The 12,878-nt window shown below is 58.1% G+C and carries 12 protein-coding genes; 9 read left to right on the forward strand and 3 right to left on the reverse strand.

Going from position 1 to position 12,878, the window contains the following annotated elements; genetic code table 11:
• Position 1: 1 nt before the first annotated feature.
• Together ACR0KN_RS14290 and ACR0KN_RS14295 are read right to left on the reverse strand one after the other, a co-directional pair.
• A complete protein-coding gene (locus ACR0KN_RS14290; protein ID WP_170775310.1) occupies positions 2 to 292 on the reverse strand; it encodes a DUF1330 domain-containing protein in 291 nt (96 codons plus the stop codon).
• A 370-nt stretch (positions 293 to 662) separates the two neighbouring features.
• Positions 663 to 887, reverse strand: a complete 225-nt coding sequence (locus ACR0KN_RS14295) for a DUF1127 domain-containing protein (RefSeq protein ID WP_480654445.1) — start codon at positions 885 to 887, stop codon at positions 663 to 665.
• Positions 888 to 1,824: 937 nt separating this feature from the next.
• Between ACR0KN_RS14295 and mraZ the strand changes: the two genes are divergently transcribed.
• From mraZ to ACR0KN_RS14340, 9 genes are all read left to right on the forward strand, one after another.
• Positions 1,825 to 2,292 (forward strand): division/cell wall cluster transcriptional repressor MraZ, encoded by a 468-nt coding sequence (mraZ, locus tag ACR0KN_RS14300; protein WP_480654447.1) that lies wholly within the window; start codon positions 1,825 to 1,827, stop codon positions 2,290 to 2,292.
• A 4-nt stretch (positions 2,293 to 2,296) separates the two neighbouring features.
• The gene (gene rsmH / locus ACR0KN_RS14305; protein WP_480654449.1) at positions 2,297 to 3,289 is read left to right on the forward strand and encodes a 16S rRNA (cytosine(1402)-N(4))-methyltransferase RsmH; all 993 of its coding nucleotides are present in this window, start codon (positions 2,297 to 2,299) and stop codon (positions 3,287 to 3,289) included.
• The gene (gene ftsL, locus ACR0KN_RS14310) at positions 3,286 to 3,654 is read left to right on the forward strand and encodes a cell division protein FtsL (protein ID WP_170476976.1); all 369 of its coding nucleotides are present in this window, start codon (positions 3,286 to 3,288) and stop codon (positions 3,652 to 3,654) included. Before rsmH ends, ftsL begins: the two co-directional genes overlap by 4 nt.
• The gene (locus ACR0KN_RS14315) at positions 3,651 to 5,438 is read left to right on the forward strand and encodes a peptidoglycan D,D-transpeptidase FtsI family protein (protein WP_480456490.1); all 1,788 of its coding nucleotides are present in this window, start codon (positions 3,651 to 3,653) and stop codon (positions 5,436 to 5,438) included. Before ftsL ends, ACR0KN_RS14315 begins: the two co-directional genes overlap by 4 nt.
• Before the next feature lie 22 nt (positions 5,439 to 5,460).
• Positions 5,461 to 6,942, forward strand: a complete 1,482-nt coding sequence (locus ACR0KN_RS14320) for a UDP-N-acetylmuramoyl-L-alanyl-D-glutamate--2,6-diaminopimelate ligase (RefSeq protein ID WP_480654452.1) — start codon at positions 5,461 to 5,463, stop codon at positions 6,940 to 6,942.
• Complete coding sequence (locus tag ACR0KN_RS14325; RefSeq protein ID WP_480654454.1) at positions 6,939 to 8,333, forward strand: UDP-N-acetylmuramoyl-tripeptide--D-alanyl-D-alanine ligase; 1,395 nt, start codon at positions 6,939 to 6,941, stop codon at positions 8,331 to 8,333. The genes ACR0KN_RS14320 and ACR0KN_RS14325 overlap by 4 nt, the downstream gene beginning before the upstream one ends.
• Positions 8,334 to 8,367: 34 nt before the next feature.
• Positions 8,368 to 9,450 (forward strand): phospho-N-acetylmuramoyl-pentapeptide-transferase, encoded by a 1,083-nt coding sequence (gene mraY, locus ACR0KN_RS14330; protein ID WP_170781876.1) that lies wholly within the window; start codon positions 8,368 to 8,370, stop codon positions 9,448 to 9,450.
• A gap of 150 nt (positions 9,451 to 9,600) precedes the next feature.
• Entirely contained in the window at positions 9,601 to 10,995 is a 1,395-nt protein-coding gene (murD, locus tag ACR0KN_RS14335; RefSeq protein ID WP_480654456.1) for a UDP-N-acetylmuramoyl-L-alanine--D-glutamate ligase, read from the forward strand.
• Between the two features lie 106 nt (positions 10,996 to 11,101).
• Positions 11,102 to 11,482 (forward strand): glycine zipper family protein, encoded by a 381-nt coding sequence (locus ACR0KN_RS14340; RefSeq protein ID WP_480654458.1) that lies wholly within the window; start codon positions 11,102 to 11,104, stop codon positions 11,480 to 11,482.
• Here the strand turns inward: ACR0KN_RS14340 and ACR0KN_RS14345 are convergent.
• Positions 11,479 to 12,657, reverse strand: coding sequence for a BaiN/RdsA family NAD(P)/FAD-dependent oxidoreductase (locus ACR0KN_RS14345; RefSeq protein ID WP_480654460.1), 1,179 nt, complete (start codon positions 12,655 to 12,657; stop codon positions 11,479 to 11,481). The two genes, ACR0KN_RS14340 and ACR0KN_RS14345, sit on opposite strands and share 4 nt — an antisense overlap.
• Positions 12,658 to 12,878: the final 221 nt, after the last annotated feature.

Genomic DNA, 12,878 nt, shown 5'->3' on the forward strand with positions numbered 1-12,878 from the left:
CTTACAGCCCTTCGACCAGCACCAGATTCGCTGTCGCTGTTTGTTGCCTGATCTTGGCCAGCTCAACATAGTCCGGATCGTCCTTCCACGCGTTTGCGGCAGCCATGTCCGGAAACTCCATCAGCACGATCCCGTCTTCTTGCCAACTGCCTTCGATCACTTCAACGGGCTTTGAGGATATGGTCAGCAGGCGCCCGCCATGCCGGTCAAAGATCGGCATGAAGCCTTCAAGGTATTTCTGGTATCCATCCGGGTCATGAATGGAAATCTGGGCGATGAAATAGGCGGCCATGGGACACTCCTGAAAATCGTTCACGGCCCCAGCTTACATCTTGTGCGCCAAAAAACGAAAAACGGCGGTTCCCAGGGAGGAGGGGAACCGCCGTTCTTTTCTACATCAGGGCAGGGAGGAGGAAGCCCCGATGTATCCGAGCCCGGGTTTGATCCCGGTATGAGGAAGACGCGGCGACGTCAGGGAGGAGGAAGGCGTCGCCGCGCGCTTTCAACATCAGGGCAGGGAGGAGGAGAGCCCCGATGTATCGGCTTCCGGCAGTCAGGGCCGGTATTAGGTGCGGCAACGTCAGGGAGGAGGAGAGACGTTGCCGCTGATTACAGACCCAAAAGGGAGGAGGATGGGCCTGATCTCAGTATCTGTGTCGCGCTTACTGCGCGGTTTGCTCTTCGGTGGCCTGCTGGGCCAGCCGACGGATCATCGAACGGTGCAGGCCCAGATCGGCCAGCTCGCGATCCGACAGTGCCGACAGTTCGTTTACCGTCTGGCGGTACAGGCGGTAGCGCGCAACGCGGGTCTTTACGGTTTCAACCAGTGTTGCGACTCCAAATACCGGAGCGCTCTTTAGACCTGTTTGTGTGCTTGCGACTGCCATCTTCATCATCCGTTCATTCTTGTTGCTGCCGACATCGTCCGGCGCTTGCTTGAGACTGAAGATAGGCAAATGCTGCGATTGCACAATAGCTCGCGCCGTCAATGCTGCTATGCAGCAAATGCATGGATTGTCGGGATAAACCGGGCTACCCCAATAATTGCCTTTAAAATATAGGTTTTCGCATGCGGTTGGCTTTTTGCCAGTTCAGGTGCCGTGATTAAAGGTGCTTATCCCTTAAGCGGGATTGGCATTTGTTTGGGCATGTTGTGTCAGATCAAGAGGGGGTAGAGCTGTTCGCCTCTGATCCAGCTCGTGGTGTGACGGTGCCATGGGAAAGCATGGGTCGCCTATGGGAATGGCCTCCTAAGCGATCGCGATTCGTCCTGTTTGGTTGGATTTCATGGGGGCTTGCGCCGGATTTATCGCCATTTGGGAGGTTTGTTGGGAATTCGTGGGAAAAAATTTTTCAACGCTGGGTTGCGCATATGTGGTGTTGACGGATACAAAAATCACAATTTATGGTGCATTTAACCCTGATTTCGATTGCTTTAACGTTATTCTGAAGCCAGATTCAGTTCTCTTCTTGCAAAATTCCTGTTGATTTCCATGGTTTCCCATGGCATCCCTTGTTTACCCGATGAGGGCGAGGACAGTTAAGGGGCACCAAACGACCCCGAACCAAAAATACAAAAACAGGTTTCATACAGGCATCTCGCTTTCATCAATCAACAGATCCGGCGCGCGGGCGAGCAGACATCCCCCCCAGGTGGCGCGCGCAGCTGGACATCCCGCTCAGCGGGTCAATGCGGCGGGTTGATCAGTGGCAGCAGATCAACTCGCCGTTTTCCATCCGGGGGAACGTGAATTTTGAGGTGGGGCGCAAGCGAAAGGGACAGTCGTCTTGGCGCGCAGGTTTAGAGGTGAAAGCCACCATAAGGTGGATGCGAAGGGCAGGGTCTCGATCCCGGCCTCGTTTCGCCGTGTGCTTGAAGCGTCCGATCCCAACTGGCAGCCCGGTGACAATCCTGAGCTTGTGATCGTTTATGGCGACCACCGCCGCAAATACCTTGAATGCTATACGATGGAAGCGATCGACGAGGTAGATGCCAAGATCGACGCGCTGCCGCGTGGCTCGATGCAGCGTCGGATGCTGCAGCGGATGTTCCACGGTCAGTCCTTTCCGACCAATGTAGACGAAACTGGCCGTCTGGTTCTGCCCGCCAAGTTGCGTAACAAAATCGATCTTGAGAACGAGGCATTCTTTATCGCCGCTGGTGATACCTTTCAGATCTGGAAGCCCGAGACATACGAGGCCGAGGAACTGGCCACGACCGAGGAATGGCTGGACGATCTGCCAGAGGATTTCGATCCGATGCAGTATCTCGACGGCATTGGGGACGGGTGACGGCATGGCCGGCGCTCAAAGCTCATCGGACAAACCTCACATCCCTGTTTTACTACGCCCGTTGCTGGCTGCAGTGGCGCCTGTATCCGGCATTTGGCTGGACGGAACCTTTGGTGCAGGTGGATACACGCGTGGTCTGCTCGAGGCCGGGGCCGAGAAGGTCATTGGTGTGGATCGCGATCCACTGGCCTTTGAGATGGCCGCGGATTGGGCCAGTGAATACGGTGATCGGTTGGTGATGCAGCAGGGTGTGTTTTCGCGCATGGATGATTATGCGCAAAATCTGGACGGCGTCGTGCTGGACCTCGGTGTTTCTTCAATGCAATTGGATCAGGCAGAACGTGGCTTCTCCTTCATGAAAGACGGTCCGCTCGACATGCGGATGAGCCAGGAGGGTGAAAGCGCTGCTGATTTGGTCAATACGGCAACCGAGACGCAACTGGCCGACATCCTGTTCCATTTCGGCGAAGAACGCGCCAGCCGTCGCATTGCCAAAGCCATCGTGAAGGCGCGGGCCGAAGAGCCGATCACAACGACTTTGCGGTTGGTCGAGATTATCGAATCCTGCCTGCCGCGCCCGAAACCCGGTCAGTCACACCAGGCGACGCGCAGCTTTCAAGGACTGCGGATTGCTGTGAATGCGGAATATGAAGAGCTGTTTCAAGGCCTTATGGCAGCAGAACGCGCCTTGAAGCCGGGCGGACAACTGGCTGTGGTCACTTTCCATTCCATCGAGGACCGAATGGTCAAGCGGTTCTTCCAATCGCGCGCGGGCAAGACAGGCCGCGCGAACCGCTATGCACCCGAATTGGCGCAGGAACAGCCGCAATTCACCCTCAAAACCCGTAAAGCAGTAGGGCCGGATGAGCAGGAGCTGCAGGAAAATCCACGCGCTCGCTCGGCTAAGCTGCGTGTCGCCATTCGTACAGATGCTCCGGCGGGTGAAATTGAGGCTCGGGCCATCGGGATGCCGGAACTGGGGGGAAGGGCAAGATGAAGAGTATTTTGTATATGTTGACGGCCCTTTCTGTCTTTGGGCTGGCGCTCTGGGCCTATCAGGAAAACTACCGCACCCAACAGGTGGTGAAGGAAACTCAGTCATTGCAGGGCCAAATCGGTATGGCGCAGGCACGACTGGCGGTGCTGAACGCTGAATGGGCCTATCTGAACCGGCCGGATCGTCTGCGTGAATTAGCAGACTTGAATTTCGAACGTCTCGGGCTGCTGCCTCTGCGCGCTGAACAGTTTGGCCGCGCGGACCAGATTTCTTATGGTGAAGATCCGGACCTGCCCATAGTCGACCCGCTTGAACTGCAGGCGATTGCCGAGACGCAGGCACTTGGTGAGGTGCAGTTCCCATGACCCGAACACCGCTCCGCCCTCTGGCCCGCATTCTCGATGCCCGCGCCAAGGGCGAGAACCCGAAGACGATCGAGCGGGAGAATATCCGCAAACGTCACGAAGACATGAAAGACCGCGCCCGTGCGCGCGCCGAAGGCCGCCTGCTGGTATTGGGTCTGTTCTTCTTCTGCGCTTTCTCGGTGGTGGGTTTCCGCATGGGCGTTTTGGCCACGTCTGAAGCACAGGAACCACTGGCCAGTGCGCCGGGTGCTACCATCGCGATGCAACGCGCGAACATCGTTGATCGCGAGGGACGCATTCTCGCGACCAATCTCGACACCTATTCCGTCTACGCCCAGCCGCCGCTGATGATTGACCCGATTGCCGCCGCGGATCAATTGGTGGCGATTTTTCCCGATCTCGAAAAAGAGAGGCTGGTCAAGGACTTCACCGGCAAACGCAAATTCCTGTGGATCAAGAAACGCATCTCGCCCGAGCAGAAGCAGGCCGTGCATGACATTGGCGATCCAGGTATCCTGTTCGGACCACGTGAAATGCGGCTATATCCCAATGGTCGGCTGGCGGCGCACATTCTGGGTGGCTCGGGATTTGGTCGTGAAGGTGTCAGCGCAGCTGAAGTGATCGGCGTTGCGGGCGTCGAAAAACAATTCGACGATTATCTGCGCGATCCGGCCAATGGCAACAAACCCCTGCAACTGTCGCTGGACCTGACCGTTCAGGCAGCCGTTGAACAAGTGCTCTATGGTGGCATGAAGATCATGAATGCCAAGGGGGCATCGGCGGTACTGATGAACGCCCATACGGGTGAGGTTGTCTCGGCCGCTTCACTGCCGTCATTCGACCCCAATGATCGTCCACGCCCGCCGACGTCGGGCTTTGACCCCTCGGACAGCCCGTTGTTTAACCGCTATGTGCAGGGTGTGTATGAGTTGGGCTCAGTCTTCAAAATCTTCACCGCCGCGCAGGCCGTTCAGTTGGGTCTGGTCAATTCCAACACGATCATCGACACTTCCGGCCCGATGAAAATCGGGCGTTTCCCGATCGGCGAATTCAACGGCAAGAACTATGGCGAGATCAGCGTGGCCGATGTGATCGTCCATAGCTCAAACCGGGGCACCGGTCGCCTGGCCTTGCAAATTGGGGCCAAGCGGCAGCAGGACTTCCTGAACGCATTGGGAATGTTCGACCCAACCCCATTTGAAATCGTTGAAGCCAAAGGCGGGCAGCCTCTCAAGCCCAAGAAATGGGGCGAGTTGAGCACTGTCACCATCTCCTATGGCCACGGCTTGTCGACCAGCCCGATGCATCTGGCCGCAGGATACGCGGCGATTGCCAATGGCGGGCACTATGTCAGCCCGACCATCCTGCGCCGCAATGGCCCGCAATACGGCCCACGCGTGATGTCCGAAAACACGGCCAAACAAGCGCAGAACATGTTGCGCAAAGTGGTCACGGATGGAACCGCCAGCTTTGGGGATGTCAAAGGCTATGACGTAGCCGGCAAAACCGGCACTGCCGACAAGCCCAAGCCACGCGGTGGGTATTATGACGACAAGGTTATCGCCACTTTCGCCACTATCTTCCCGGCTTATGATCCGAAATATGTGCTGATCGTCACGCTGGATGAGCCCTCGATTGTCGCCTATGGCGAAAAGCGCCGCACCGCAGGCTGGACTGCTGTTCCGGTTGCCGCTGAACTGATCGGGCGCGTGGCACCGCTCTTGGGGCTCAGACCCCGGCTTGAGCCTGAGGCGCGCGCTGCTATAACGCTGACCTCAAATTAGGCCGTCGGACAAGAGGTGGGTCATGGGCAATCGGTCAAAGAAACTTAGCCAACTGGCCCTGACCGCGCGGGGCGGGGCGAATCCCGACATCACCGGACTAGCTGTCGACAGCCGTGAGGTGAAAGACGGCTTCCTTTTTGCTGCCCTTCCCGGCTCTCGCGTTCATGGCGGAGAGTTTATCCAATACGCCCTGCGTATGGGGGCAACTGCCATTCTCACAGACGCAGAAGGGGCTGATCTCGCTGCCAAAGAACTGGCCGCATCCGACGCTGCGCTGATCGTGACCGAAGATCCACGCCAGGCATTGGCCGGGGCGGCGGCGCTGTGGTTCGGTGCGCAACCGCAAACTATCGTGGCGGTCACTGGCACCAACGGTAAAACATCGGTGGCGAGCTTCGTCCGTCAAATCTGGTCCGAGTTGGACCTCGCCGCCGTCAACCTGGGCACCACCGGGGTTGAAGGTGCCTGGACCGCGCCTTTAGCGCATACCACGCCCGAGCCGATCACGCTGCACCGCTGTCTGGCCGAGGCAGCCGACAATGGTGTGACCCACGCGGCGATGGAGGCCTCATCTCACGGCCTTGAACAACGTCGTCTGGATGGTGTGCATTTGGCCGCCGCCGGGTTCTCGAATTTCACGCAGGACCATCTGGACTATCACGATACGTTCGAGGCCTATTTCGCCGCTAAGGCCGGTCTGTTTGATCGTGTGCTGCCCGAGGACGGGGTCGCGGTGATAAACCTTGGCGATCCGAAGGGCGTCGAGATGCGCAAGATCGCTGAGGCGCGGGGGCAAAATGTTATCACCGTTGGACCTGAAGATTCTGATCTTTGCCTGCTAAATCAACGCTTTGACGCGACCGGACAGGACCTGCGTTTTTCGTGGAAAGGCAAGACCTATCAATCCCGTTTGAACCTGATCGGAGGATTTCAGGCTGAAAACGTCCTGCTGGCCTGCGGTCTGGTTATCGCGGCAGGAGAGGACCCCGACCGCGTTTTCGAAACCCTGCCGCATCTGACAACGGTCCGGGGCCGAATGCAACTGGCCGCCACCCGCAACAACGGCGCGGCGGTGTTTGTCGATTACGCGCATACGCCGGATGCGGTTGCTACAGCGCTGAAAGCGATGCGCCCTCATGTGATGGGTCGTCTGATCGCCATTGTTGGCGCAGGTGGGGATCGGGATGCCACTAAACGCCCTCTCATGGGGCAGGCGGCCACAGAGAATGCAGATCTGGTCTTCGTTACCGACGATAACCCCCGCAGCGAAGACCCGGCGATCATTCGTGCCGCTGTCATGTTGGGTGCGCCTGAAGCGACTGAAGTCGGCGATCGGGCCGAAGCGATCCTGCGTGGCATCGACGCGCTGCAACCGGGTGACGCCCTGTTGATCGCGGGCAAAGGCCACGAAACCGGCCAGATCGTTGGCGATCAGGTTCTGCCCTTTGATGACGTTGAACAGGCCAGTATCTCGGTCGCTGCGTTGGACGGGAGGGTCGCATGACACTCTGGACCGCAGCCGAGGCCGCCGAGGCCACCGATGGGCGCGCCACCACCGATTGGCAGGTGACCGGAGTCTCGATCGACACTCGCACCTTGCAACCCGGAGACCTGTTCGTCGCGCTCAAAGCTGCCCGCGATGGCCATGATTTCGTCGCGCAAGCGCTGGAAAATGGTGCAGGTGCCGCGCTGGTATCCCGCATTCCCGAAGGCGTAACCGAGGATGCGCCGCTTTTGATCGTTGATGACGTACAGACCGGGCTGGAAGCTTTGGGTCAGGCGGCCCGTGCCCGGACAGCGGCGCGCATAGTGGGTGTGACCGGCAGTGTCGGCAAAACCTCGACCAAAGAAATGCTGGCCAGCATATTGGAAACGCAAGGGAAAATCCATGCAAGCGTCGCCAGCTACAACAACCATTGGGGTGTACCGCTGACACTGGCGCGGATGCCGCGTGATACCGAATTTGCCGTGATTGAAATCGGCATGAACCACCCGGGTGAAATCGCCCCTCTGGCGCGTCAGGCGCAGCCGCATGTGGGGCTGGTGACGACGGTGGCGGCGGTGCATCTCGAAGCGTTCGACTCGGTCGCGGGGATCGCCCATGAGAAGGCCGCGATTTTCGACGGTCTGACCAAGGGCGGGGCCGCCATCGTGAACGCCGATATCGAACACGCCGACATCCTGCGCAGCTGTGCGCAGGAGCTGGGCGCGAAGATTGTCGATTTTGGTCGAACAGCCCAAGATTACGCTCTGACCGAGGTGGAGCAGGGCGCCAACAGCCTTCAGGCGCAGGGTAAGGTTGGCGAAAACACTATCTCGTTCAACGTCCAATCGGCAGGTACGCATTTTGCCATGAACGCGCTGGGCGCTCTGGCGGCTTGTGTCGAGCTGGGCGTCGATCTGGATCAGGCCGTTGCTGGCTTGCGCCGCTGGTCCCCGGTCAAAGGGCGCGGGGTGCGTGAGGTTATCGCGCTGCCTGGCGGCGATCAGATCGAGCTGCTGGATGACAGTTACAACGCCAATCCAACCTCGATGGAGGCCGCATTGGACGTGCTGGCCGCATCGCAAGGTAATCGCAAGATCGCCTTTCTGGGCGACATGAAAGAGCTGGGTGCGCAGGAACACGCGATGCACGCGGCCATGGCCGATGTGGCCGCGATGGCTCAGGTCGATCAGGTTCACTGCATCGGTCCACTGATGCAGGCGCTGCATCAGGCCTTGCCGGAGGGCAAGCGTGGGCTTTGGACTGAGACCAGCGCCGAGATGGTCGGGCAACTGCCCGAGTTGATCCGTAACGGCGACGCAGTGCTGGCAAAGGGCTCGCTCAGCATGGCATTGGCGCAGATTGTTGACGGTCTGCGGAAAATGGGGCAAGGGGGCGCGCTTGAGCCGTAAGCGCCCGTGATGCCCGTGTGAGAAAGGTTTTGGTATGCTCTATTGGTTGACCGCCCTGTCGGACGGAGGGGATTTCTGGAACCTCTTCCGCTACATTACGTTCCGGGCAGGTGGAGCCTTTCTGACGGCATTGATCTTTGGATTTATCTTCGGAAAACCTCTGATTAACGTACTGCGTCGCAAGCAGGGCAAGGGCCAGCCGATCCGGGATGATGGCCCCGAAGCGCATCTGTCCAAAGCCGGAACCCCTACTATGGGTGGCCTTTTGATTGTTGGCGCACTGGTAACTTCAACGCTGGTCTGGGCGCGTTGGGACAATCCCTATGTGTGGATGGTTCTTTTCGTAACACTGTCTTATGCGGCCATTGGATTCGCTGACGACTACGCCAAAGTATCAAAACAGAATACCAAAGGCGTTTCGAGCAAGATGCGTTTGGCTTTGGGAGTTCTGATTGCGGTTTTGGCGTCTTTTTGGGCTGGATTGCACCATCCTGCCGATTTGCAAAATCAACTGGCTATGCCGGTGTTCAAGGATACGCTGATCAATCTGGGCCTATTTTATATCCCATTCGCGGTCATTGTGATCGTCGGGGCTGCCAATGCGGTAAATCTGACCGATGGGTTGGACGGGTTGGCCATCATGCCCGCGATGATCGCCGCCTCGACGCTGGGCGTGATTGCCTATGCGGTGGGGCGGGTCGACTTCACCGAATACCTTGACGTGCATTATGTGCCCGGCACCGGAGAAATCTTCATATTCACCTCAGCGCTTTTTGGAGCGGGGCTTGGCTTCTTATGGTACAACGCCCCTCCGGCAGCAGTGTTCATGGGGGATACAGGATCGTTGGCTCTGGGCGGTGCACTTGGCGCAATCGCTGTTGCAACCAAGCACGAACTGGTGTTGGCCATTGTGGGTGGCCTATTCGTGGTCGAAGCGCTGAGCGTGATCATTCAAGTGCTTTACTACAAGCGCACTGGTAAACGTGTATTCCTGATGGCCCCAATCCATCATCACTATGAGAAAAAGGGCTGGGCTGAGCCGACGATTGTGATCCGCTTCTGGATCATCTCGCTGATCCTGGCGATGATTGGTCTGGCGACGTTGAAAGTGCGGTAGGACTCCCGCCGGGTTCGGAGGGCCTGTGGCCCGCATGCCACCCGTTGGGCCCGGCTCGCGCTGCCGCGCGAGCCTGAGCGCCCCCTTGCCTTTGGGAAATCCTTCGGTGCAGTGTGGCGCAAATTTCTATGCGATGAAGGTGGACAGCAGATGATCCCGGTCAAAGGGTTTTCAGGGAAAAAAGTTGCGGTTCTGGGGCTAGGGCGGTCTGGTTTGGCCACGGCTCGTGCATTGCAGGCGGGCGGCGCCCAACCGGTGTGCTGGGATGACAATCCGGCCGCGCGTGAGGCGGCTGAAGGAGAGGGGCTGGTCTGCTCTGATCTGCGCCGACATGGAGCGTTCGAAAATATTGCTACTCTGATTGTTTCACCTGGTATTCCGCATCTTTATCCCATGCCCAATCCGGTCGTGGCTGCTGCAACGGATGCTAGCGTCCCGGTAGACAATGATATTGGCTTGTTCTTTCGCTCCTTCGCCGGGCCTGAATGGCACAACTATGACACCCCGCCGCGTGTCATCGCAGTGACGGGATCGAACGGCAAATCAACGACTGCAGCCCTGATCCACCATATCCTGACCGAGGCCGGGCGCGACTCGCAGTTGGCGGGCAATATTGGGCGCGGTGTTCTGGATATCGATCCGGGCGGTGATGGCTCGGTGGTGGTGTTAGAGCTGTCCAGTTATCAAACTGAACTGGCCCGCGCCCTGACGCCAGATGTGGCGGTTTTCACCAATCTCTCACCTGATCATCTTGACCGGCATGGAGGTAAGGGTGGCTATTTCGCAGCCAAACGCCGCCTCTTTGCCGAAGGCGGGCCGGATCGCGCCGTGATCGGGATCGATGAGGCTGAAGGCGCGTTTTTGGCTGGTCAGCTGGCCGAGGGGCCATCTGATGATCGGGTGATCCGCATTTCGGTTGCGCGTAAACTGACTGGACCGGGCTGGCAGGTTTTTGCACGCAAGGGATACTTGTCTGAATACCGCAAGGGACGTCAGATGGGATCAATTGATCTGCGCGACATTAAGGGCCTGCCTGGCGCACATAACCACCAGAACGCTTGCGCTGCCTATGCTGCCTGCCGTTCTCTGGGCCTTGCCCCCCGCGTGATCGAAGACGCGCTGCATAGTTTTCCTGGTCTGCCGCATCGCAGTCAAATTATTGCCGAAGTGGATGGGGTGACCTTCGTGAACGACTCTAAAGCCACCAATGTGGACAGCGCCTTGAAAGCGCTGAGCGCCTTCAAAAAGGTTCGCTGGATCTGTGGCGGGCTTGAGAAAGAGGGTGGGCTTGAGGCGCTGAACGGGGCCGAAGGTCACGTGATCAAAGCCTATGTCATTGGACGCGAGGCTGCGGGCTTTGCCATGCAGCTAACTGCGGATGCTCAGGTTTGCACCACCATGGCTGCCGCTGTTGAACAGGCCATGGCAGACGCGCAGCCGGGCGAGGTGGTCTTGTTGGCCCCTGCCGCGGCCAGTTTCGACCAATATGACAATTTCGAACAGCGCGGTGATGACTTCACCGCCGAGGTGAAAAAACGCCTCTGAAAGCAAGGCGTTTGCAATTGTTTGCCGGTTCGGCGAAGCTGAGCGCCTATCTGCTTGACGCGCAATCTGCATTGGTTTTTGCCTTCAGGAAATTCAACACGAGGTTATGAAAATGCCAAACCGTAAGTTTCTATTGATCGTTCCCGCTATGCTTGTGGCGGGGGCATGCACCAATACCGGTGCCAACTATCAGCCTGTGATCGATGGCCCTGTAGGCCCGAACTACAATGTTGATCTGCAGCAATGCCAGCAACTGGCGGCCTCACAGGCCAGCGTTGATGGGTCCACTGCTGGCAATGCGGCCATCGGCGCGGTAGGCGCAGCTGCCGTAACGGGTATCGTTCAGGACAGCAGCGACAATCTGGGTCGCGCAGCCGTTGCCGGCGCTCTGGTTGGGGCAGGCGCGGACGTGATCAACAAGAACCAGAACAAGGAAGTGCTGGTGCGCAATTGCATGCGCGGACGAGGCTATAACGTCGTTGGTTAACAGCCTGCGATGGCACTTCCAGCAGCATGGCCCGAAGACCACGCCCATTGGAAGTTGTAACCACCCAGCCAACCGGTGACATCCACCGCTTCACCTATAACATAGAGGCCGGGGACTTCCCTGGCCTCCATCGTTTTGGACGACAACCCTTGAGTATCGATTCCACCCAGCGTTACCTCGGCCGTGCGATAACCTTCAGTGCCAGCAGGGGTGAGGTGCCAGTCCGACAGAGCCGTGACCAGATCGGTCAGCGCAGCATCGGATTGATCCGCCAGATTGCCTTGCATCTGGAAATGGTGCTTGAGGTAGTCCACCAGACGCGAAGGTAAATGGCGTGCAAGCTCTGTGGTCAGCGCCTTGCGTCCACCCGCCTGCCGCTGATCCCGCAACAGCTCGAACAGCCCCAGACCCGGGATCAGATTCACCCGAATGACCTCGCCCTCGCGCCAATACGAAGATAGTTGCAGTACAGAAGGGCCGCTCAGCCCGCGATGGGTGAAGAGCAGGGCCTCATCGAAACTGGTGTGTTGATTTGACAGCCGCACGGGCAGCGAGACACCGGATAGGTCTTTGAACCGTCCATCTGAAAAGGTGAATGGCACCAGCGCTGCCCGGGTTTCGGTCACCTTTAGCCCGAATTGGCGCGCAATGTCGTAGGCCAACCCTGTTGCGCCCATCTTGGGGATCGACTTGCCGCCCGTGGCCAAAACCAGATTGCGGCATGTCAGGGAAATGCGATTGCCTTCTCGCTCGACCTCCAGCGAGAACCCGCTCTCGGTCTTGCGCAGCGAGTGGAAGGTAGTCTGTACCCACAGCTCGGCCCCGACACGCGCCATTTCGTCCAGCAACATTTGTATAATCTGTTTTGACGAACCGTCACAAAACAACTGCCCCAGAGTCTTCTCATGCCAGGCAATGTGGTGACGTTCTACCAGATCGATGAAATCCCATTGTGTATACCGCGCCAAAGCCGATTTGCTAAAATGGGGGTTCTGCGACAGGAAATTTCCTGGCCCCGCATGCAAATTGGTGAAATTGCACCGCCCGCCGCCGGATATACGGATCTTTTCGCCGGGCGCTTTTGCGTGATCGATCACCAGCGCGCGTCCGCCGCAATGGGTCGCGCACATCATGCCAGCCGCCCCAGCACCAAGGATGATTGTATCGTAATTCATGTATGGCCATTGGCCTGTTATCCACCAGATGGCAAGGGCCACCGAACCACGCGCGTTAAAGTGAGGCGGATTGAACTTGTTCTACAAGCCTCATGGTCCAGTATTGGAGCAGTGCGCACGCGCCACAGGGGTGAAATATCCCGTGAGCTCAGCTTGACCCATCGTAAACCAGGCTCTAGCAAAAAATGGCACATATACTGGATATGTGCGTGTGTTTTGAA

This window comes from Ruegeria sp. AP7 (assembly GCF_056539905.1).

Bases quoted from the DNA above. Each gene is read 5' to 3' on its own strand.
- ACR0KN_RS14290 (WP_170775310.1), bottom strand. From the start codon at position 292: ATGGCCGCCTATTTCATCGCCCAGATTTCCATTCATGACCCGGATGGA.
- ACR0KN_RS14295 (WP_480654445.1), bottom strand. From the start codon at position 887: ATGGCAGTCGCAAGCACACAAACAGGTCTAAAGAGCGCTCCGGTATTT.
- rsmH (WP_480654449.1), top strand. From the start codon at position 2,297: ATGGCCGGCGCTCAAAGCTCATCGGACAAACCTCACATCCCTGTTTTA.
- ftsL (WP_170476976.1), top strand. From the start codon at position 3,286: ATGAAGAGTATTTTGTATATGTTGACGGCCCTTTCTGTCTTTGGGCTG.
- ACR0KN_RS14315 (WP_480456490.1), top strand. From the start codon at position 3,651: ATGACCCGAACACCGCTCCGCCCTCTGGCCCGCATTCTCGATGCCCGC.
- ACR0KN_RS14320 (WP_480654452.1), top strand. From the start codon at position 5,461: ATGGGCAATCGGTCAAAGAAACTTAGCCAACTGGCCCTGACCGCGCGG.
- ACR0KN_RS14325 (WP_480654454.1), top strand. From the start codon at position 6,939: ATGACACTCTGGACCGCAGCCGAGGCCGCCGAGGCCACCGATGGGCGC.
- mraY (WP_170781876.1), top strand. From the start codon at position 8,368: ATGCTCTATTGGTTGACCGCCCTGTCGGACGGAGGGGATTTCTGGAAC.
- murD (WP_480654456.1), top strand. From the start codon at position 9,601: ATGATCCCGGTCAAAGGGTTTTCAGGGAAAAAAGTTGCGGTTCTGGGG.
- ACR0KN_RS14340 (WP_480654458.1), top strand. From the start codon at position 11,102: ATGAAAATGCCAAACCGTAAGTTTCTATTGATCGTTCCCGCTATGCTT.
- ACR0KN_RS14345 (WP_480654460.1), bottom strand. From the start codon at position 12,657: ATGAATTACGATACAATCATCCTTGGTGCTGGGGCGGCTGGCATGATG.